The organism is Streptomyces sp. NL15-2K (genome assembly GCF_030551255.1).
Taxonomy (GTDB): Bacteria; Actinomycetota; Actinomycetes; order Streptomycetales; family Streptomycetaceae; genus Streptomyces.
The window spans coordinates 2,893,296-2,914,552 of sequence record NZ_CP130630.1 but is presented as its reverse complement, the minus strand read 5'-3'; the positions used below and the strand labels follow the sequence as shown (position 1 = coordinate 2,914,552).

Here is a 21,257-nt window from a genome sequence, read left to right as displayed (position 1 = left end):
CGTACCGATCCGCCTCTGTGCCAGGTCAGCACCATCAGGCAGCATGTCCTGCATGTCCGTACTGACGCGCGACGAAGCGCAGACCCGTGCCAAGCTCCTCGACGTCCACCGCTACACGATCGACCTCGATCTGACCCGCGGAGACGAGACCTTCGACTCCCGCACCGTCATCAGGTTCACCGTCCGCGCGGACCAGGACGCCACGGACACCTTCGTCGAGGTCAAGCCCGCCGAACTGCGCTCCGTCACCCTCGACGGACAGCCCCTCGACCCGGAAACCCTGGACGAGAACAGGCTGCCGCTGAAGAACCTCACCCCCGGCGAGCACGAACTGCGCGTGGACGCCGCGATGCGCTACTCCCGCACCGGCGAGGGCATGCACCGCTTCACCGACCCCACCGACGGCGAGACCTACCTCTACACCCAACTCGCCATGGACGACTGCAAACGCGTCTTCCCCGCCTTCGACCAACCCGACCTCAAAGCCGTCTTCGACCTCACCGTCAAAGCCCCCGAAGGCTGGACCGTCCTCGCCAACAGCATCACCGAACACACCGGCGACGGCCTCTGGAAAGCCGCCCCCACCCCACGCATCTCCACCTACCTCGTCGCCGTCACCGCCGGCCCCTGGCACTCCGTACGCACGGAACACCGCGGCCTGCCCTTCGGCCTCCACTGCCGCCGCTCCCTCGCCCCCCACCTCGATGCCGACACCGACGAACTCTTCGAGATCACCAAGCGGTGCTACGACCGCTACCACGAGAAATTCGAAGAGCCCTACCCCTTCGACTCCTACGACCAGGCATTCGTCCCCGAGTTCAACTACGGCGCCATGGAAAACCCCGGACTGGTCACCTTCCGCGACGAGTTCGTCTACCGCTCCGCCGTCACCGACACCGAACGCCAGACCCGCGCCATGGTCATCGCCCACGAGATGGCCCACATGTGGTTCGGCGACCTCGTCACCCTCCAATGGTGGGACGACCTCTGGCTGAACGAATCGTTCGCCGAGTACATGGGCTACCAGACCCTCACCGAAGCCACCCGCTTCACCGACACCTGGACCGACTTCGGCATCGCCCGCAAACCCTGGGGATACGACGCAGACCAGCGCCCCTCCACCCACCCCGTCGCCCCCGAAACCGTCGAGGACACCGCCTCCGCCCTCACCAACATCGACGGCATCTCCTACGCCAAGGGCGCCTCCGCCCTCCGCCAACTCGTCACCTGGCTCGGCGAAAAGGACTTCCTGGCCGGCATCAACACCCATTTCACCCACCACAAGTTCGCAAACGCCACCCTCGCCGACTTCGTCGACTCCCTCGCCGCCCACACCGACCGCGACGTCCACGCCTGGGCCGACGCCTGGCTGCGCACCACCGGCGTCGACACCCTCACCCCCCGCATCACACCCGACGGCGGCACCTGCACCCTCACCGTCGACCGCACCGGCAGCCGCCCCCACCGCATCGCCGTCGGCCTCTACGACCAGGACATCGCCGACGAAGGCCGCCACCTCATCCTGCGCGAACGCCTCGACCTCGACATCCCGCAGACCACCCCCCACCCCATCGGCAAACGCCCCGCACTGCTCCTGCTCAACGACGGCGACCTCACCTACGCCAAGATCCGCTTCGACCCCGAATCCTTCGCAACCGTCACCACCGCCCTCTCCGGCCTGCCCGACCCCCTCACCCGCGCAGTCGTCTGGAACACCCTCAGGGACGCCGTACGCGACGGCCAACTCCCGCCCTCCGCCTACCTGGACGCCGCCCGCACCCACCTCCCGCACGAGAGGGACCTCGCCGTCGTCCAAGGCGTCCTCGCCTTCGCCTCCACCCAGATCGCCAACCGCTACCTCACCCCCGAGGCCCGCCCCGCCGCCCTGGCCACCCTCACCTCCCTGTGCCGCGACCTCATCCGCCGCACCGAGGACGGCGACCACCCCGGCCTGCGCCTGATCGCCGTACGCCACTTCATCGACGTCGCCGCCCACCCCGACACCATCGCCGCCTGGCTCGCCGACGGCACCGTCCCCGGCGGCCCCGAACTCGACCCCGAACTGCGCTGGCGCCTCCTCGGCCGCCTCGCCGTCCTCGGCGCCACCGACGAGGCCGCCATCGCCGCCGAACTCGACCGCGACCCCAGCGCCACCGGCCAGGAAGGCGCCGCCCGCTGCCGAGCCGCCCTGCCCGACCCGGACACCAAGGCCAAGGCATGGCAGGCGATGTTCGCCACCGACAACCTCACCGACCTGTCCAACTACCTCTTCACCGCAACCGCCCAGGGCTTCTGGCAGCCCGAACAGGCCGACCTCGTACAGGACTACGTACCGCGCTACTACGACGACGCGGTCGCCGTCGCCGCCCGCCGCGGCCCCGCCATCGCCGAGGCCGCCGGCCGCTGGGCCTTCCCCGGATACGCCGTCGACCCGGAGACACTCCGCCTCGGCGAACAGTGCCTTCAGGAAGCCGACCCGATCCCGGCCCTGCGCCGCAAACTCGCCGACCAACTGGACGACCTCGCACGGGCACTGCGGGTACGACAGGCCTAGGCAGGCAACTCGGGGCACGGCTGGGACCCGCAGGTCCCGGCCGCGCCCCGACCTGCCTCCCCGCACCCGATTACCCACTTTCGGGTTCTCATCCCCGGGCTTTTCGGGCGCGACCACGCAACCGCGTACAAGCTGGCACTCCCCCCACACCCGGAGGAGTCCATGAGCACGCCGCCCCTGGCCTCGAGCCCCGAAGGCCCCCACGCACTGCGGCCGTTGCTCGACACCGTGCTCGACGCGCTGACCGACGGCACCCGCACCCGCGGCGGACCGCTGCCCCCCGGCGGCCCCGGCACCGTCGCCCAACGCATGCGCGACGCCATCGGCGACGTACTCCCCGACCACGGCGACCCCCACGCCCTGCGCACCCTCGTCCACGCACTCGCCGCGGGCTCCGCCGACCCCGCCGACCCCCTGTGCGCCGCCCACCTGCACTGCCCACCCCTCGCCGTCGCCACCGCCGCCGACCTCGCCGCCTCCACCCTCAACCCGTCCCTCGACTCCTGGGACCAAGCCCCGGCCGCCTCCACACTGGAAACCCTCGTCACACGCGCACTCGCCCGCGAAACCGGCGCACCCGAAGCCCTCGTCACCACCGGCGGCACCGAAGCCAACCACCTCGCCCTCCTCCTCGCCCGCGAAACCCACGGCCCCGGACTCCGACTCCTCTGCGGCACCAACGCCCACCACTCACTTCCCCGCGCCGCCTGGCTCCTCGGACTCCCCGACCCCGTACTCATCCCCGCCCCCGCCGGCACCCTCGACCCCGCCGCCCTCGACGACGCGCTCACCACCCTGCCCCGCCCCCTCCTCGTCGCCGCCACCGCCGGCACCACCGACGCCGGACTCATCGACCCCCTCCCCGACATCGCCACCCTGTGCCGAACCCACGGCACCCGCCTCCACATCGACGCCGCCTACGGCGGAGGCCTCCTCTTCAGCCACCACCGCCGCGCACAGCTCACCGGCCTCGAAGCCGCCGACACCGTCACCCTCGACCTGCACAAACTCGGCTGGCAGCCGATCGCCGCAGGAATCCTCACCATCAAAAACCCCCACGACCTCACCGCCCTCCACCACCGCGCCGACTACCTCAACGCCGACGACGACACCCAAGCCGGCCTGCCCGACCTGCTCGGCCGCTCCCTGCGCACCACCCGCCGCCCCGACATCCTCAAAATCGCCGCCACCCTCAAAACCCTCGGCCGCACCGGCCTCGGCACCCTCGTCGACCAGGTCTGCGACCACGCACACACACTCGCCACCCTCATCCACGACCACCCCGGCTTCGAACTCCACGACCGGCCCACCCTCAGCACAGTCCTGTTCCGGCCCGCGGACGCCACCGACGACACCGTCACCGCCGTACGCCGAAAACTCCTCACCGACGGCCGCGCCGTCCTCGGCCGCACCCGACTCGACGGCCGGCTCTGGCTCAAAGCCACCCTCCTCAACCCCCACACCCGCCCCGACGACCTGGCCGCCCTCCTCAAACTCGTGGAAGGAAACACCCCCCGATGAGCACCACCCCCCAGCCACCCCGCCACGAGCCCGACGCACCCCGCGACCTGATCGGCATCGGCATCGGCCCCTGCAACCTCTCCCTTGCCGCCCTCGCCCACCCCCTCGCCGAACTCGACACCGCCTTCTACGAACAACGCCCCACCTTCGCCTGGCACCCCGGCCAGCTCATCGAAGGCACCACCGTCCAAGTCCCCTTCCTCGCCGACCTCGTCACCCTCGCCGACCCCGCCAGCCCCTGGACCTTCCTCAACTACCTCAAAGCCCGCGACCGCCTCTTCCCCTTCTACTTCGCCGAGCGCTTCCACATCCAACGCGCCGAATACGACGCCTACTGCCGCTGGGTCTGCGAAAACCTCCCCGGACTCCACTTCGCCCACCAGATCGACGCCGTCCGCTGGAACCCCGAACACGACCTCTTCGAAGTCGACTTCACCCAACTCGGCAAAGACGGAGAAGCCGAAGCCCTCGGCCGCACCTACACGAAGAACGTCGCCCTCGGCATCGGCACCGAACCCCACATCCCCGACCCCCTCAAACCCCTCGTCGAAGCCCCGGCCGCCCCCGTCATCCACGCCGCCGACTACCTCGACCACCGCGACACCCTCCTCGCCGCCGGCCACATCACCGTCATCGGCTCAGGACAGTCCGGCGCCGAGATCTTCCTCGACCTCCTCCGCAACCGCCCCACCGGCCACGAGAAACTCCACTGGCTCGGCCGCACCGAGGCCTTCGCCCCCATGGAGTACTCCAAACTCGGCCTGGAACACTTCACCCCCGACTACACCCGCTACTTCCACGCCCTCGACGAAAACGTCCGCGACCGCCTCGTCCCCTCCCAATGGCAGCTGCACAAAGGCATCGACGCAGCCACCATCGCCGCCATCCACGACGAGCTCTACCGCCGCACCCTGCACGGCGGCTGGCCCGACACCGTCCTCACCCCCGGCGTCCGCGTCCGCACAGCAGGCCGCATCGCCACCACCAAAATCGAACTCCACCTCGAACACACTCAGCAGAACACCCGCTCCCGCCTCGCCACCGACGCCGTAATCCTCGCCACCGGCTACCGCGAACGCCCCCTCGACCGCATCCTCGCCGGCCTCGACCCCTACCTCCGCCGCGACAGCCGCGAACGCCCCCGCGTCGACGAACGCCGCCGCCTCGTCCTCGACCCCTCCGTGACCGGCGCCGTCTACGTCCAGAACGCCGAACGCCACACCCACGGCATCGGCACCCCCGACCTCGGCCTCGCCGCCTGGCGCAGCGCCACCATCCTCAACTCCGTCACCAAGAAGGAGCCCTATCCGCTGCCCACCCGAACCGCCTTCACCACCTTCGGCCTCGAACAACCCACGACGTCGGCGCTCAAGAGAACGCCGGCGTCGTGGTGACGGAACCGTGGGGGACCTTGGAAAAGCCCCGGCCGTTCAGAACACCGGCGTACCGTTCCGCGTGAGCTTCCAGTCCACCGACGCGAACTCGGCCGGATCGATCGCACCCTTCGCCTTCACCCAGGCGATCATGGTGTTACGGATCTCGTCCGAGTTCGACCACAACATCTGGGCCGCGGCCACATGCGGGAAGTTACCGCCGCCGTTGGCCCGGTAGTTGTTGACCGCGAACACGAACTTCGCGTCATCCGCCAGCGGCGCCCCCTCGAACCGCACATTCGCCACTCGCGACCCGGCCGGCTTCGCAATGTCGATCTCGTACGTCAGACCGCTCACCACGTCGTAGTTGTAATCCGGCGTACCGTTCGCGTTCGTCAGCTTCGCCGGATCGACCTCGGCATCCGCAGCCGTCTGCACGAAATAGTTCGCCGAATACTCCAGATGCGCCTTCATCTGCGCACCCGTCATCAGACGCGCCTCGAGCGTGTTCTCGAAGACATAAAGACCCGCCACATCCCGGATCGTGACCTCGCCCGCCGGAATGACCGCACTCCGCGAGAACGCCGCCGCCTGCGACAACACCGGCAGCGCCGCGTACTCCGTGGACGCCAGCGCCTGCTTCACCGTATCCGCCTGAATATGGTTGATCAGATCGATGATCGCCACATCCTTGTACGGTGCCTCCACCGACGTCATCTCGACGGCATTCGTGCCGATGACCTGATTGACGTACGCCACGACCTTCTCGTGCTCGTCACCCAGCAACTTCACGATCCTCGGATCCTCCTCCACCGCATTGGAGTTCAGGACCCGCGCACCCACCTTCTCGACCGTCCAACGCCCCTTGCCCCACACCAGCTCGAAGTCGAACAATGTCAACCGCTGACCCCACTTGAGCGGCTCCGACAGCACGACCTGCTTGCCGGTCTCCTTGTTGGTGACGAAATACTCCGGGATCTCCGTGTGAGCGTGGCCGACGAGGATCGCGTCGATGCCCGGCACCTGTTCCGCGACCAGCCCGGCCGCGTTCTCGATGTACGGCAACTGATCACCGTACGACGACGTACCCGACGAACCACTGTGCGCCGAAACGATCACCACATCCGCGCCCATCGACCGCAGCTTCGGCACCCACTTCGCCGCCTGCTCCTCCAGACCCGGAAACGTCATCTTCCCCTGCACATTCGCCTTGTCCCAGATCGCGATACCCGGATTGGTGAGACCGAGAACCGCCACCTTCACATCCCGGCCGAACGGCGTACGCAGACAATGCATGCTGTACGGCGGGAAAGCCGGCCGCAGAGTCTTCGCATCCAGGGCGTTGGCACCGAGCAACGGAAAACGACACTGCTCCTGGAACTTCCGCAGCACCGGAATGCCGTAATTGAACTCGTGGTTGCCCAGCGCGGCGGCGTCATAGTCGATGGCATTCATCGCCTGCGCCATCGGATGCACCGGACCACCTTCAGCGGTGATCGGATCCACCTTCGCGTAGTAGTACGACAGCTGCGTGCCCTGAATCGTGTCGCCCGCGTCGATCAACAACGTGTTGCGAAGCCCCTTCTCCGCCCGCACCTGATTCACCAGAGTCGAGATCTTCGCCAGACCCACATCGTTGTGCGCCTTGTCGTCGAACTCGTTGTCCGTGAAGTAGTCCCAGTTGAAGACATTGCCATGCAGATCGGTCGTGCCCATCACGGTGAACGCGTACCGCTTCACCGGCATCGACCCCTTCCTCGCCTCCCCGGCCTCTGCAGCCTCCGCGGCCGGAGCCGCCGCCGCACCGGCCAGCGCCACCCCCGCCCCCGTCACGGCGGACTTCTTCAGGAACTTCCGGCGGTTCAACGGCATGTCTCGGTCTCCTCGGGCAATGGTCAACAACGCGCGTAGATTCTGACCCGTGCATGCCGAACCGCAATAGACCCCACATGGATCGATCTGATGACCGACACAGGCTCCAAGCAGGTACGAACTGACAGAGTGGGGCGTATGACCACCCCACAGCCCACACCCGCCCAGGAACCCGCCGTCCCCTACGGCACCCCCGACGCCCCCCGCATCGCCGTCCGCGGCGAAGCACGCCTCGAAGTCGACCCCGAAATCGCCCGCCTCGGCATCACCGTCACCGCCCGCGGCAAAGACCGCCGCGCCGCCCTCGACGACCTCACCCGCCGCAACACCCTCGCACTCGACCTCATCAAGACATACGGCGAGGCGGTGGAGAAGGTGGAAACCGGCTCCTTCTCCATCACCCCCCAACTCAAAGAAGGCCGCGGCGAGCGCATCCACGCCTACCACGGCCGCGTCCACATCACCGCCGAACTCACCGACTTCACCGCACTCGGCGAACTCACCACCCGCCTCGCCGACCTCGACCTCACCCAAGTCACCGGCCCCTGGTGGGCCCTGCGCCCCAACTCCCCGGCCCACCGCCAAGCACGCCAACAAGCCGTCCGTGAAGCCGTCCAACGCGCCCGCGAATACGCCGAAGCACTCGGCACCTCACTGGCAGCCCTCGTGGAACTCGCCGACATCGGCGCGGAGAACACCCAGCCCCCGGCCTACCCCGCCAACCCCGGCAGCCGCATGCGCTCCGCCGCCTACGGCGCCGCCGAAGACACCACCGCCGCACCCCTCGACCTCGAACCCCAACGCCAACGCGTCTACGCCCAGGTCAACGCCCGCTTCACCATGGCACCGCCACAGCTGTGAGACCAGGCCTCAAAAGCGCCCGGAAAGCTGGCCAGAATGCTCATCGGAGCACCCCGCCGCACAATTCAACACTTGTCAATAGAGCTTCACCCAAGAGTTGTTGAGTAGTCATGCCCCACCAATTCTCTACTCACCGGTAAGCCCTAGGCTCGAAACATGCGCCGAGCAAAGATCGTCTGCACCCTGGGGCCCGCCACCGACTCATACGACCAGATCAAGGCACTGGTCGACGCCGGAATGGACGTAGCCCGATTCAACCTCAGCCACGGCAGCTACGCCGAGCACGAGGTGCGCTACCAGCACGTACGCAAGGCCTCCGACGAAACCGGCCGCAGCGTCGGAATCCTCGCCGACCTTCAAGGCCCGAAGATCCGCCTCGGCCACTTCACCGAAGGCCCCGTACTCCTTGAACGCGGCGACAGCTTCACCATCACGGTGGAGGAAGGCGCCGAAGGCGACCGCCAGACCTGCGGCACGACCTACGACGGCCTCGCCACCGACGTCACGCCCGGCGAACGCATCCTCGTCGACGACGGCAAAGTCTGCCTCGAAGTCACCGCCGTCGACGGCCCCCGCGTCCACACCACCGTGGTCGAAGGAGGCATGGTCTCCGACCACAAGGGACTGAACCTGCCCGGCGTCGCGGTCTCCGTCCCCGCCCTCTCGGACAAGGACGAGGCCGACCTCCGCTGGGCCCTGCGCATGGGCTTCGACGTCATCGCGCTGTCCTTCGTCCGCAGCGGCAAGGACATCCAGGACGTCCACCGCATCATGGACGAGGAAGGCCGCCGCCTCCCCGTCATCGCCAAGGTGGAAAAGCCCCAGGCCGTCGACGCGATCGACGACATCGTCGCCGCCTTCGACGGCATCATGGTCGCGCGCGGGGACCTGGGCGTGGAAATGCCCCTGGAGCAGGTCCCGATCGTCCAGAAGCGCGCGATCAAACTCGCCAAGCGCAACGCCAAGCCGGTCATCGTCGCGACGCAGATGCTCGACTCCATGATCGACAACTCGCGCCCGACCAGGGCGGAGGCTTCCGATGTGGCGAACGCGGTCATCGACGGCACGGACGCGGTGATGCTGTCCGGCGAGACGAGCGTCGGCAAGTACCCCATCGAGACGGTCGCGACGATGGCGAAGATCGTCGAGGCGGCCGAGGAAGACATCCTCGCGAAGGGCCTGCCGCCCCTGACCGAACACAACAAGCCCCGCACACAGGGCGGCGCGGTCGCCCGGGCGGCGGCGGAGATGGGCGACTTCCTGGGCGCGAAGTTCCTGGTCGCCTTCACCCAGTCCGGCGACACGGCCCGCCGCCTGTCCCGGTACCGCTCGCCGATCCCGCTGTTGGCGTTCACTCCTGAACCGGCGACGCGTTCGCAACTCAACCTCACGTGGGGCGTGGAGACGTTCCTGGGGCCGAGCGTGGAGTCGACGGATGCGATGGTCGACCAGGTGGACGAGTTGTTGTTGAAGTACGGCCGCTGCCAGAAGGGCGACACGGTGGTCATCACGGCCGGCTCGCCTCCTGGCATGGCCGGCACGACCAATCTGGTCCACGTGCACCACATTGCCGAGGATGACAGTCCCAAGTAGTGGGGGAGGGGCCCCTTGTGAGGAGGGGCCCCTTTTCAGTGTCAGTGTTTGGGGCCTACGTGGGTGTCCATTAGGGCTACGGAGGCTTTGCGGGCGATGGAGATGGTGACGGCGGCGCGGCTCTGGTGCAGCGGTTTCCACTCCACGCCGACGCGATCGAGGGCATCGGTGAAGAGGCGGATGATGTCGGTCGATGTGTTGGTGAAGAAGTACCGGGGGTATTCGTAGCGCTTGCGCTCACCGCCGACGATGCGCGTCGTCCAGTTGGTGATGCGGCAGCCGTCGGAGTGGATAAGGCCGCGGATGAATTCCCAGGGGTACGCGTCGACGATGGCTTGCTGCCAGGGTTCGAGGGCGATGGTGCGCTCGTGTTTCTTGCCGGGTCCGTGCTGGGGGAACATGCAGGTCCAGTGCTTCGTGTACGACTTCACCTCGACGCACCCCGGCTTGTAGCGCTGCTTGACGCTGGGGAGCGGCATCACCTTGCGCATGGCATCTTCGGCAGCGGCGATCAGGCCGGTCTGGGTTGCGTTGCAGAAGATGGACAGGTGGTGCTGCTTGGTCTTCGAAATGATGTGGCCATCGCCCAGGTAGAGGCCGAGCAAGTAGGCATACGCGGCTACGTCGAACGCGCGCCCCGTACATCGAGGGCAGTCCGTCGGCTGCTCGTACGTCTCGCCACGGAGTCTCCGGTCCTCGCTGCGCCACCAGCCGACGGTCCCACGCGGGATGTTCAGGCGCTCCGCGACGACGCGGTTGGGGGTGCCCTGGCGCATGAGTGCGACGGCCTGGGCGCGAATCGAAGGGCTGTGCTGGTACATGCGTGCACCCTCTGTGGAAGAGCGCGACGACACGCAGCAAAAAGCGGATGTTCACGAGAACGTGGACATCCGCTTCTTAGCTCGACCTTCGAATCGAAGGAAAAGTGCCCCGGGTGGGATTCGAACCCACGCTGTCGGTGGTTTGAGCACCGTGTCTCTTCCGCTGGACTACCGGGGCTTCCTGTAAAACAAAGGCTGGCGGTCACCCGCCGTGCCCCCACCTTACCGCAGCTAGGTAGGCTCTTGTCAGCAGTACCCCTGCCCCTGAACGAGGAGCCCCCGTGACCGCCCCCGAGTCGCCCCAGCCCGTAGACGCGCCCGACGACGACAAGTCGCACGTGCCTCCGCTGACGACCCGTGTCGTCATCGCCGAGGACGAGGCCCTGATCCGGCTCGATCTCAAAGAGATGCTGGAGGAAGAGGGCTACACCGTCGTAGGCGAGGCCGGTGACGGCGAGCAGGCCGTCGAGCTCGCCCGCGAGCACCGGCCGGACCTGGTCATCCTCGACGTGAAGATGCCGAAGCTGGACGGCATCTCGGCGGCCGAGAAGATCGCCGAGGACCGCATCGCGCCCGTCCTCATGCTCACCGCCTTCTCGCAGCGCGACCTCGTCGAGCGGGCGAGGGACGCGGGTGCGATGGCGTATCTCGTGAAGCCGTTCAGCAAGAGTGACGTCGTTCCGGCGATCGAGATGGCCGTCTCACGTTTCACGGAGCTGAAGGAGCTGGAGAACGAGGTCGCCGACCTCACCCAGCGCCTGGAGACCCGCAAGCTGGTCGACCGGGCGAAGTCCATCCTCCAGACGGCGTACGGGCTCACCGAGCCGGCCGCGTTCCGTTGGATCCAGAAGACGTCGATGGACCGTCGGATGTCGATGCAGCAGGTCGCCGAGGCGGTCATTCAGGACGCCGAGGAGAAGAAGTCCAACAAGGGCTGACACGCCGGACCCGAGTACGAACGAGGCCCGCGTCCCTGAATCAGGGGCGCGGGCCTCGTCGTCGTACGAAGCGAAGAAAAAAAATCCTAGTCCTCGCCCAGGTATGCCTTGCGTACCGACTCGTCGTGCAGCAAGTCCTGCCCGCTGCCGGAGACGACGATGCTGCCGACCTCCATGACGTGTCCCTGGTCGGCGAGGGAGAGGGCCGCCTGGGCGTTCTGCTCGACGAGGAGGATCGTCGTGCCCTGGGACTTGAGCTCGGAGATGGTGGCCATGATCTTTTGCATCATGATGGGGGAGAGGCCCATGGAGGGCTCGTCCAGCATGAGGAGCTTCGGCTGGGACATCAGGGCCCTGCCCATGGCCAGCATCTGCTGCTCGCCGCCCGAGAGGGTTCCCGCGGCCTGCTTGCGACGTTCTCCCAGGATTGGGAAGAGGTCGTAGGCGCGCTGGATGTCCTTCTCGATGCCTTCCTTGTCCTTCCTGAGGAAGGCGCCGAGCTGGAGGTTCTCGGCGATGGTGAGGCGGGGGAAGATGTGTCGGCCTTCGGGGGAGTGGGCCAGCCCCAGGGCGACGATCTTGTGGGCGGCGACGCCGTTCAGCGGCTTGCCGTCGAAGAGGATCTTGCCGGACGTCGGCTTCAGCAGGCCGGACAGCGTGCGCAGGGTGGTCGTCTTGCCGGCGCCGTTGGTGCCGATGAGGGTGACGACCTGGCCGGCTTCGACGCTGAAGGAGATGCCCTTGACGGCTTCGATCTTGCCGTAGGAGACGCGGAGGTCCTCGACCTCCAGCAGTGCGGTCACTGGCCTTCTCCCTTGGTGCTGGTGGTGCTCTGTGCTGCTTCGGCGGCCTCGACCTCGGCGGCTTCCGCCTCGCCGGGGTCGCCTTCGAAGGGTTCGCCCAGGTAGGCGGCGATGACGCGTTCGTCGGCCTGGACGACTTCGGAGGTGCCTTCGACGAGTTTTTCGCCTTGGACGAGGACGGCGACGCGGTCGCACAGGTTGAAGATGAAGCGCATGTCGTGCTCGATGACGAGGACGGCGATGCCCTGGTCGCGGATGGCGAAGACGAGTTCCTCCGTGGCCCGCGTCTCCTGGGGGTTCATGCCGGCCGTCGGCTCGTCCAGCAGGAGCAGGCCCGGCTCGGACGCCATTGCCCGCGCGATCTCCAGCTTGCGCTGTTCGCCGTAGGGGAGGTTGCGGGCCAGGTGGTCGCGCTTGTGGGCGAGGCCGATGAACTCCAGGAGTTCCATGGCTCGTTCCTCGCTGGCCTTTTCCGCCTTCTTGAAGCCGGGGCCGCGAAGCAGTGCGGACCACAGGCCTTCCTTCGTCCGCGTGTGGCGGCCGACGAGGACGTTTTCCAGGACCGTCATGTTGGCGAACAGGCGGATGTTCTGGAAGGTGCGGGCGATGCCGGCCTGGGTGACGAGGTGGGGCTTGGGCGGGAGGACCGTGCCCTTGTACGAGACGGTCCCCTCGGTCGGTATGTACAGGCCTGTGAGGCAGTTGAAGAACGTCGTCTTGCCGGCGCCGTTGGGGCCGATCAGGCCGACGATTTCTCCGGAGTTGACGGTGAAGTCGACCGAGCGTACGGCGGTGAGGCCGCCGAAGCGCATGGTGACGCCGCGTGCTTCGAGTACTGGTGTGGTCATCTTGTTCACGCCCCCGCCTTGGTGACGGTTGCCGGTTCGTCGGTCAGCGTCGTTTGTTGTGGTACGTCGAGTTGGCCGGTCTCGTGGAATTCGAGCTGGTTGCGGCGGTTGGCGATGATGCCTTCGGGGCGGAAGCGCATCAGCAGGATGAGCGCGACGCCGAAGGCGAGCAGCGACTTGTCCTGGAGGAACACCAGTTTCTCGGGCAGCAGGTAGAGCAGTGCCGCGCCGAGGATGGGGCCTGCCACGGTGCCCATGCCGCCGAGGACGACCGCGGCGAGGAGGAAGGCCGAGTTCGGCGGGGTGGATCCGGCGAACTGGTAGGGCGTGGGGACGACGCTGTAGGTGACGTGGGCGCTGACGGTGCCGGCGAGGCCGGCGAGGGAGGCGCCGAGGGCGAAGGCGACGAGTTTGACGCGGAAGCCGTTGATGCCCATGGCGGTGGCGGCGGTTTCGTCTTCGCGGATGGCGATCCAGGAGCGGCCGATGCGGGAGTCGGCGGCGCGGGTGTAGACGAGGACGACGATGGCCATGACGAGGACCATCAGCAGGTAGTAGTTGGCGAAGCGGCCGAGGGTGAAGCCGCCGATGTCGTGTGCTTCGCCGAAGTTGAATCCGAAGAAGTTGAGGTCGGGGATGGAGGGGATGCCGTTGGGGCCGTTGGTGATGTCGGGCCCGGATTCGCCGTCCATGTTGTTGACGGCGATGCGGAAGATTTCTCCGAAGCCGAGGGTGACGATGGCGAGGTAGTCGCCGCGCAGGCGCAGGGTGGGGGCGCCGATGAGGACGCCGAAGACGAGGCTGGCGGCGGCGCCGGTGAGGGCGGAGGCCCAGAAGGGGAACTGGACGCCGGAGAAGGTGGAGAACTCGGAGCCGGAGACGAGGGCGGCGGTGTAGGCGCCGACGCCGAGGAAGGCGACGTATCCGAGGTCGAGGAGTCCGGCGAGGCCGACGACGATGTTGAGGCCGAGGGCGACGGTTCCGAAGATGAGGATGTTGACGCCGATGTTGGCGTAGTGGTCGTCGGTCTGGGTGAAGGGGAAGGCGATGGCCGCGGCGAAGCCCATGGCGAGCGTGAAGCTGCGGTTGTGGGCGACGAGCCGGGAGAAGCGGTCGATGAGGCCGGCGGTGTGCAGGGCCCAGGCGAAGAAGACGACGACGATGAGGTAGCCGATGAAGAGTTCGCCGTACTCGGTGTCGATGCCGTAGGTGAAGACGGCGAGGCCGACGATGGTGACGAGGGTGATGACGGCGCGTTCCAGCCAGGGGCTGAGGGGCTGGGGTGCGGGGATCGCGTCGGGCTTGGTGATGTACGCCTTGAGGCTTTCCTTGGTGCTGTTCTCGCCGATGCCTTCCTGGGGGAGGGCGAAGGCGCCGAGGACGGGCAGGAGGGAGGCGATGGCTGCTATCCAGCCGCCGGGTTCGAGGTTGACGACGCCGCCGAGGTTGGTGGCGATGGCGATGACGGTGAACCAGGTGGTGCCGAAGCCGCCCAGGGCCGCGAGGGTGAGGGGGGCGTTGTTGCGGGCGGGCAGGAGCCAGCCGAGGCCTCGGACGCCGTAGAGGGAGAGGGCGAAGAGGGTGGTGAGGAGGCCGGCGGTGAAGGTGAGCCATTGCAGGCCGCCGGGGTAGCCGTTGATGGTGAGGTCGCCGGGGAATTCGGAGGTCCAGGTCCAGGCGAGGAAGGCGGAGGCCGCGGTGGCGATGCCGCCGGCGAGGAGGAGGCCGCGGGCGGCGGCTTCCGGGAGGTTGATGAGGCCGCGGGTGGCGGGAGTGGTTTTGGTGATGTCGGTCATCGTGATCACGCCCTGTCCGCGACGCGTTCGCCGAGCAGGCCTTGTGGTCTGAGGAGGAGGACGAGGATGAGGAGGGCGAAGGCCCAGACGTCGGCCCAGGCTTGGCCGCCGAGCTGCTGCATGCCGGGGACGCCGTCGATGTAGGCGGAGGCGAGGGTTTCGGCGACGCCGAGGACGAGGCCGCCGAGCATGGCGCCGTAGATGTTGCCGATGCCGCCGAGGACGGCGGCGGTGAAGGCCTTGAGGCCCATGAGGAAGCCCATGCGGTAGTCGACGTTGCCGTACTTCAGGCCGTACGCCACTGCTGCTACGGCGGCGAAGAAGCCGCCGATGGCGAAGGCGATGACGATGATGCGGTTGGTGTCGATGCCCATGAGCTGGGCGGTGTCCGGGTCCTGGGCGGTGGCCTGCATGGCGCGGCCGGTGCGGCTCTTGCGGACGAAGAAGGCGAGGGCGGACATGCACACGATGGCGGCGACGACGAGGAAGATGTCGGCGTCCTTGATGGTGATGGAGCCGATGTCGTGGGTGTTGTCGAGGCCGGGGAAGGCGCGGGCGCGGTCGGCGCCGGGGTAGAAGTTGCGGACGACTTCCTGGAGGGCCAGGGAGAGGCCGATCGCGGTGATGAGCGGTGCCAGTCGTGGTGCTCCGCGCAGGGGGCGGTAGGCGAACCGTTCCGCTCCGACGGCGATGAGGATGGCGACGATGCCGCCGCCTATCAGCATCAGGGGGACGGCGATGGCCATCGCGGTGCCGTCGGGGAGGATGTAGAAGTAGACCGTGAGGGCGCCGAAGGCCCCGGTCATGAAGATCTCGCCGTGCGCGAAGTTGATGAGCTGGACGATGCCGTACACCATCGTGTAGCCGATGGCGATCAGCCCGTACATCGAGCCGAGGAGCAGCCCGTTGGCCAGCTGCTGCGGCAGGGTGTTCACCGCGTGGCCTCCATGTCGCTGGTGGTCGTGTGCACTGGTCGCGTGCAGGGTCTGGTGGTGCGCACTGATCGTGTGCAGGGGTCTGGATGTGGGAACGGGCCGCGCGGTCGGGGTCCCCTTCCGCGCGGCCCGTGGTGAAGTGTGACGGGGCCTGGGTCAGCCGAGGTCGGCGGTGCCGGTCTCGACAGCCTTCCAGGCGCCCTTTTCGACCTGGTAAACCGTGAGCTGCTTGTTCGTGGTGTCGCCGTACTGGTCGAAGGAGACCTTGCCGGTGAGGCCTTCGAAGTCGGACTTCTGGACCTCGTCGACGACCGTGGAGCGCAGGGCGTTGATGTCGGTGGGCACCTTGCCGCCGTTGGCGTCCGCGGCGGCCTTCACGGCCTTGATGATGGCGGTGGTGGCGTCGTAGGCGTAGGCGCCGTAGGCGCCGTAGTCGCCCTTGTAGCCCTTGGCCTTGTAGGTCTCGATGAACGTCTTGGCGGCGGGCAGGGTGTCCGCGGGGACGCCGATCGCGGTGACGAGGTCGCCTTCGGAGGAGGCGCCGGCGGCTTCGATGTAGGTGGAGGCGAACATGCCGTCGCCGCCGAACAGCGGGATCTTGACGCCGGCGTCCTTGAGCTGCTTGGTGATCAGCGAGGACTCGTCGTACTGGCCGCCGTAGTAGAGCAGGTCGGCGCCGGAGTTCTTGATCTTGGTGACGAGGGAGCCGAAGTCCTTGGTGCCGGTGTTGACGTGGTCGGTCTGGACGACCTGGCCGCCGAGCTTCTTGAACTGCTCGTTGAAGATCTTCGCGAGGCCGGCGCCGTAGGTCTGCTTGTCGTCGACGACGAAGGCCTTCTTCTTCTTGAGCTTGTTGAAGGCGTACTGGGCGGCGAAGCTGCCCTGCAGTTCGTCGGTGGTGGCGGTGCGGAAGTAGGTCTTGAACGGCCGCTTCTTGTCGGTCTGCCAGTTCTTGCCCTGGGTCAGCTCGGGGGCGGTGTTCGCGGGGGAGATCTGGACCATGTTGGCCGAGGCGAAGACCTGCTGCATGGTCTGGGCGACGCCGGAGTTGAGGGGGCCGACGGCGCCGACGGCGGTCTTGTCGCCGGTGATGCTGGTGGCGTTCGACTGGCCGGTGGCGGGCTGGGCCTTGTCGTCCAGGGCCTTGAGCTTGAACGTCACGCCGGGGACGAGCTTGTTCTTGTTGGCGTCGTCGACGGCGATCTGGGCGCCGTACTGGATGCCGAGGCCGGTGGTGGAGTTCTCGCCGGAGAGCGGGGCGTCCACGCCGATCGTCAGGGTGGTGCTGTCTCCGTTGTCGCCACTGTCGCCGCTGTCGTCACGGGAGCCGCAAGCGGTGAGCGTCAGAGCTCCAGTCGCGAGGACGGAGGTAAGTATCACCATGGAACGTCGCACAATCAGTCCTTTCCGCAGTCACTGCCATCCCTGTGGGGGCGGCGGGTGCCGCGCTGGTACCGAACTCCCGATGGAGCGGTGACTGGCCGTGACTCTAAGCCCGGTTTGTGCGCAGGGGCATCGTCGGGCGCTCCCTTGTGACTTTCTTGTTATGACGTGATGGAGGACGGGCATCGGCGGAGGGGGCTCTCGGCCGGTTTGGCGGATTTTCCCCTCGGTCCGCATTCTGAGAACTCGCACTTCCGCTTGGCCGTGGGGCCGGTCGCGCGGTGGTGGGCTCGCAGGCGCCGTGGAGAAGTTCGGAAAAGTCCTGGGAGAATGCGCCGCCGAAGGTGAAACTGTGGCGTTGTATTGCACGCGTGTTACGGAGCGTTACGTCGAGGAAGGGGAGGTCGGCGTTCAGGGGCAGGTCCGTACAGTCGGATACGGATATCTCCACTGTGATGCGGCGCGTTGTCCCGGCGTTCACGGTGAAATCCGGTTCGGGTGTGGCGTGGGCGTCGAGTCCGGGGAAGGCCGTGCCGGTGACTGTGAGGGTGACGGGCGGGCCGCCGGTGATGGTGACGGCGAATCGGAAATGCCCGCTTTTCGTGTCTGTCGTGGGGGCGGTGAGGGGTTCGGTGGGTCCCAGGTAGCGCCAGGCGGTGACGTTGGCGGGCCAGGGGGTGGGGCGCGGGGGCGGGTCGGCGCGGTCGGATGTGCCGGTCGGCGCGAGCAGCAGGACGCAGACCGCTGTGGCTACGACGCCGGCTGTGAGGGCGGCTTTGCGGGCGCGGGGTGGCGGGCCGGTCCACTGGTTTGCGAGGCGTCCGGTGAACCAGGCGGTGAGGCGGTCGGCGAGGCGCGGGGCGTCGACGCCGATGATGTCGTAACTGTCGTCCGTCTCGGACGAGTTGACGGGTTCGACGGGGCCGGTGCCGGTCATGGGGGCGGCCTCATGAGGAGAGTATGCTGCCAACTCGCGGACAGTCGTGCCTCCCCCCAGTGCTCAAGAGCCTCTGGGACCCCCATGGGCGGCACAGGTGGGCGCAGGCGGCACCCCGTCAGCGCCGGGTTGCGCGACCCACCCCCAAGGCGCCCAGGCGTCCCGCACTGTCAGCCGGTGATGTGTTGCCCGTCCCCCGGCCGCACATCCCGCAACAGGCAGGTCAGTCGTGCGCTGCACACCCGCCGCCCCTCCTCATCACTGATCACGACCTCGTACGTCGCCGTCGACCGCCCCAGGTGCAACGGCGTGGCCACCCCGGTCACCAGCCCCGACCGCACCCCCCGATGGTGCGTGCAGTTCAGATCGACGCCCACCGCGATCTTGGAGCTGCCGGCATGCAGCATCGATCCCACCGACCCGAGCGTCTCGGCCAGCACAGCGGACGCGCCCCCGTGCAGCAGCCCGTACGGCTGTGTGTTCCCCTCGACCGGCATCGTGCCGACGACCCGCTCTGCCGACGCCTGCACTATCTGTACGCCCATCCGCGTCCCGAGGTGCCCCGCGGAGAACAGCGCCGGCAGGTCCACGCCGAGTGCCGCGTACTCGTCGATGACCTCTTGCGGGAACGTCACGTGCTGCTGCTCGCCCATGGGGCCCGACTCCGTTCGTCGTGATCGGTGGCTCGACTGAGCAAACGCTCAGTCGGTCGCCGATTGTTCCAGACGTACGACGACGGACTTGCTGGCCGGGGTGTTGCTGGTGTCGGCGGTGGCGTCGAGGGGGACGAGGACGTTGGTCTCCGGGTAGTAGGCCGCCGCGCAGCCCCGTGCCGTCGGGTAGTGCACGACGCGGAAGCCGGGCGCCCGGCGCTCGACCCCGTCCTTCCACTCGCTGACCAGGTCGACGTAGGAGCCGTCCGCGACGCCGAGTGTGCGCGCGTCCTCGGGGTTGACCAGGACGACCCTGCGGCCGTTCTTGATGCCGCGGTAGCGGTCGTCCAGGCCGTAGATCGTGGTGTTGTACTGGTCGTGCGAGCGCAGTGTCTGCAGCAGCAGCCGGCCCTCGGGCAGCTTGGGGTACTCCACGGGCGCGGCGGTGAAGTTGGCCTTGCCGGTGGCCGTCGGGAAGCGGCGCTCGTCGCGCGGGCCGTGCGGCAGGACGAAGCCGCCGGGGTGTGCCACGCGCGCGTTGAAGTCCTCGAAGCCGGGGATCACGCGCGCGATGCGGTCGCGGATCGTGGCGTAGTCCTTCTCGAACTCCTCCCACGGCACCCTGCTGTCCGCGCCGAGCACCCGGCGGGCCAGGCGGCACACGATCGCCGGTTCGGACAGCAGGTGCGCGCTCGCGGGCTCCAGGCGGCCGCGGGAGGCGTGCACCATGCCCATGGAGTCCTCGACGGTGACGAACTGCTCTGTGCTTTTCCCATTCGGGCCGACCTGGAGGTCGCGCTCGGTGCGGCCCAGGGTCGGCAGGATCAGGGCGCGTGCGCCCGTGACGGCGTGCGAGCGGTTGAGCTTGGTCGACACGTGCACGGTCAGCCGGGCGCGGCGCATGGCGGCCTCGGTGACGTCGGTGTCGGGGCTGGCGGAGACGAAGTTGCCGCCCATGGCGAAGAAGACCTTGGCCTCGCCGTCGCGCAGGGCGCGGATGGCGCGGACGACGTCGTAGCCGTGCTCGCGTGGTGGTGCGAAGCCGAACTCCTTCTCCAGGGCGTCCAGGAAGGCGGGCGCGGGGCGCTCGAAGATGCCCATCGTGCGGTCGCCCTGCACGTTCGAGTGGCCGCGCACCGGGCACACGCCGGCGCCGGGGCGGCCGATGTTGCCGCGTAGGAGGAGGAAGTTGACGACCTCGCGGATGGTCGGCACGGAGTGCTTGTGCTGGGTGAGGCCCATCGCCCAGCAGACGATGGTCCGCTGGGAGGCGAGGATCATGCGCAGGGCTTCCTCGATCTCCTTCTGGGACAGGCCGGTCGCGGTGAGCGTCTCGTCCCAGTCGGCGGCGCGGGCGGTCTGGGCGAATTCCTCGTAGCCGTGGGTGTGTTCGCGGACGAACTCCTCGTCGACCGCGCCCTGGGTCTGAAGGATCAGCTTGTTGAGGAGGCGGAAGAGGGCTTGGTCGCCGCCGATGCGGATCTGCAGGAACAGGTCGGTGAGGGCGGCTCCGGCGGTGAGGCCCTTGGGGGTCTGCGGGTTCTTGAAGCGCTCCAGGCCGGCCTCGGGCAGCGGGTTGACGCTGATGATCTTCGCGCCGTTGGCTTTGGCCTTCTCCAGGGCGGAGAGCATGCGCGGGTGGTTGGTGCCGGGGTTCTGCCCGGCGACGATGATCAGGTCGGCCTTGTAGAGGTCTTCGAGCAGGACGCTGCCCTTGCCGATGCCGATCGTCTCGGACAGGGCCGAGCCGGAGGACTCGTGGCACATGTTGGAGCAGTCGGGCAGGTTGTTCGTGCCGAGCTCGCGTGCGAAGAGCTGGTAGAGGAAGGCGGCCTCGTTGCTGGTGCGCCCGGAGGTGTAGAAGACGGCCTCGTCGGGGGAGGAGAGGGCGGTGATCTCCTCGGCGATGATGTCGAAGGCGCGCTCCCAGGTCACCGGCTCGTAGTGCGCTCCGCCTTCGGGGAGGTACACGGGGTGGGTGAGGCGGCCCTGCTGGCCGAGCCAGTAGCCGCTGCGGCCGGCGAGGTCGGCGACGGAGTGCGCGGCGAAGAACTCCGGGGTGACGCGGCGCAGGGTGGCTTCCTCGGCGACCGCCTTCGCGCCGTTCTCACAGAACTCCGCCGCGTGCCGGTGGTCCGGCTCCGGCCAGGCGCAGCCCGGGCAGTCGAAGCCGTCCTTCTGATTGACGCGCAGGAGGGTCAGCGCGGTGCGCTTGAAGCCCATCTGCTGCTGCGCCATGCGCAGGCTGTGGCCGATGGCGGGGATCCCGGCCGCCGCGTGCTTCGGCTCGGCAACCTGCGGCGCGTCCTGAACGGGATCTGCCTTGGGCGGCTTCGTTGCCATCGCGGCGTTCTCCTTCGCTGGCCTGT

General features: G+C 67.9%; 16 protein-coding genes and 1 tRNA gene. 6 read left to right on the top strand and 11 right to left on the bottom strand.

Features of this window, described 5'->3' with window-relative positions:
- The first annotated feature begins 52 nt into the window (after nucleotides 1-52).
- The 3 genes from pepN to Q4V64_RS12635 all read left to right on the top strand — a co-directional run bounded on the left by pepN (nucleotide 53) and on the right by Q4V64_RS12635 (nucleotide 5,469).
- Complete coding sequence (pepN, locus tag Q4V64_RS12645) at nucleotides 53-2,554, top strand: aminopeptidase N (protein WP_172629432.1); 2,502 nt, start codon at nucleotides 53-55, stop codon at nucleotides 2,552-2,554.
- Between the two features lie 162 nt (nucleotides 2,555-2,716).
- The gene (locus Q4V64_RS12640) at nucleotides 2,717-4,075 is read left to right on the top strand and encodes an aminotransferase class V-fold PLP-dependent enzyme (RefSeq protein ID WP_124443050.1); all 1,359 of its coding nucleotides are present in this window, start codon (nucleotides 2,717-2,719) and stop codon (nucleotides 4,073-4,075) included.
- A complete protein-coding gene (locus tag Q4V64_RS12635) occupies nucleotides 4,072-5,469 on the top strand; it encodes a SidA/IucD/PvdA family monooxygenase (protein ID WP_124443051.1) in 1,398 nt (465 codons plus the stop codon). Before Q4V64_RS12640 ends, Q4V64_RS12635 begins: the two co-directional genes overlap by 4 nt.
- Before the next feature lie 36 nt (nucleotides 5,470-5,505).
- On the opposite strand, the gene Q4V64_RS12630 is transcribed toward Q4V64_RS12635, so the two are convergent.
- Entirely contained in the window at nucleotides 5,506-7,320 is a 1,815-nt protein-coding gene (locus tag Q4V64_RS12630) for a 5'-nucleotidase C-terminal domain-containing protein (RefSeq protein ID WP_124443052.1), read from the bottom strand.
- A 138-nt stretch (nucleotides 7,321-7,458) separates the two neighbouring features.
- On the opposite strand from Q4V64_RS12630, the gene Q4V64_RS12625 reads away from it, so the two are divergent.
- Nucleotides 7,459-8,181 (top strand): SIMPL domain-containing protein, encoded by a 723-nt coding sequence (locus Q4V64_RS12625; RefSeq protein WP_124443053.1) that lies wholly within the window; start codon nucleotides 7,459-7,461, stop codon nucleotides 8,179-8,181.
- Nucleotides 8,182-8,337: 156 nt separating this feature from the next.
- Nucleotides 8,338-9,774: a pyruvate kinase gene (gene pyk / locus Q4V64_RS12620; RefSeq protein WP_124443054.1), complete on the top strand. Its 1,437-nt coding sequence runs from the start codon at nucleotides 8,338-8,340 to the stop codon at nucleotides 9,772-9,774.
- 41 nt (nucleotides 9,775-9,815) lie between these two features.
- Here the strand turns inward: pyk and Q4V64_RS12615 are convergent, their stop codons facing one another.
- Together Q4V64_RS12615 and Q4V64_RS12610 are read right to left on the bottom strand one after the other, a co-directional pair.
- Nucleotides 9,816-10,595, bottom strand: a complete 780-nt coding sequence (locus Q4V64_RS12615) for a helix-turn-helix domain-containing protein (protein WP_124443055.1) — start codon at nucleotides 10,593-10,595, stop codon at nucleotides 9,816-9,818.
- A gap of 105 nt (nucleotides 10,596-10,700) precedes the next feature.
- A tRNA-Leu gene (locus Q4V64_RS12610) sits at nucleotides 10,701-10,773 on the bottom strand.
- Between the two features lie 103 nt (nucleotides 10,774-10,876).
- On the opposite strand from Q4V64_RS12610, the gene Q4V64_RS12605 reads away from it, so the two are divergent.
- On the top strand, nucleotides 10,877-11,533 hold the full coding sequence (locus Q4V64_RS12605; RefSeq protein WP_124443056.1) for a response regulator: 657 nt from the start codon (nucleotides 10,877-10,879) through the stop codon (nucleotides 11,531-11,533).
- Between the two features lie 86 nt (nucleotides 11,534-11,619).
- On the opposite strand, the gene Q4V64_RS12600 is transcribed toward Q4V64_RS12605, so the two are convergent.
- The 8 genes from Q4V64_RS12600 to Q4V64_RS12565 form a co-directional block, all read right to left on the bottom strand.
- Entirely contained in the window at nucleotides 11,620-12,336 is a 717-nt protein-coding gene (locus Q4V64_RS12600; RefSeq protein ID WP_124443057.1) for an ABC transporter ATP-binding protein, read from the bottom strand.
- Nucleotides 12,333-13,184: an ABC transporter ATP-binding protein gene (locus tag Q4V64_RS12595; RefSeq protein WP_124443235.1), complete on the bottom strand. Its 852-nt coding sequence runs from the start codon at nucleotides 13,182-13,184 to the stop codon at nucleotides 12,333-12,335. The genes Q4V64_RS12600 and Q4V64_RS12595 overlap by 4 nt, the downstream gene beginning before the upstream one ends.
- Before the next feature lie 5 nt (nucleotides 13,185-13,189).
- On the bottom strand, nucleotides 13,190-14,980 hold the full coding sequence (locus Q4V64_RS12590; protein WP_124443236.1) for a branched-chain amino acid ABC transporter permease: 1,791 nt from the start codon (nucleotides 14,978-14,980) through the stop codon (nucleotides 13,190-13,192).
- 5 nt (nucleotides 14,981-14,985) lie between these two features.
- On the bottom strand, nucleotides 14,986-15,915 hold the full coding sequence (locus Q4V64_RS12585) for a branched-chain amino acid ABC transporter permease (RefSeq protein ID WP_095750104.1): 930 nt from the start codon (nucleotides 15,913-15,915) through the stop codon (nucleotides 14,986-14,988).
- Nucleotides 15,916-16,071: 156 nt separating this feature from the next.
- A complete protein-coding gene (locus Q4V64_RS12580) occupies nucleotides 16,072-17,298 on the bottom strand; it encodes a branched-chain amino acid ABC transporter substrate-binding protein (protein ID WP_124443058.1) in 1,227 nt (408 codons plus the stop codon).
- Between the two features lie 106 nt (nucleotides 17,299-17,404).
- A complete protein-coding gene (locus tag Q4V64_RS12575) occupies nucleotides 17,405-18,235 on the bottom strand; it encodes a hypothetical protein (protein WP_124443059.1) in 831 nt (276 codons plus the stop codon).
- Nucleotides 18,236-18,405: 170 nt separating this feature from the next.
- Nucleotides 18,406-18,888 (bottom strand): hotdog fold thioesterase, encoded by a 483-nt coding sequence (locus Q4V64_RS12570; protein WP_124443060.1) that lies wholly within the window; start codon nucleotides 18,886-18,888, stop codon nucleotides 18,406-18,408.
- Between the two features lie 48 nt (nucleotides 18,889-18,936).
- The gene (locus tag Q4V64_RS12565; protein ID WP_124443061.1) at nucleotides 18,937-21,231 is read right to left on the bottom strand and encodes an FdhF/YdeP family oxidoreductase; all 2,295 of its coding nucleotides are present in this window, start codon (nucleotides 21,229-21,231) and stop codon (nucleotides 18,937-18,939) included.
- Nucleotides 21,232-21,257: the final 26 nt, after the last annotated feature.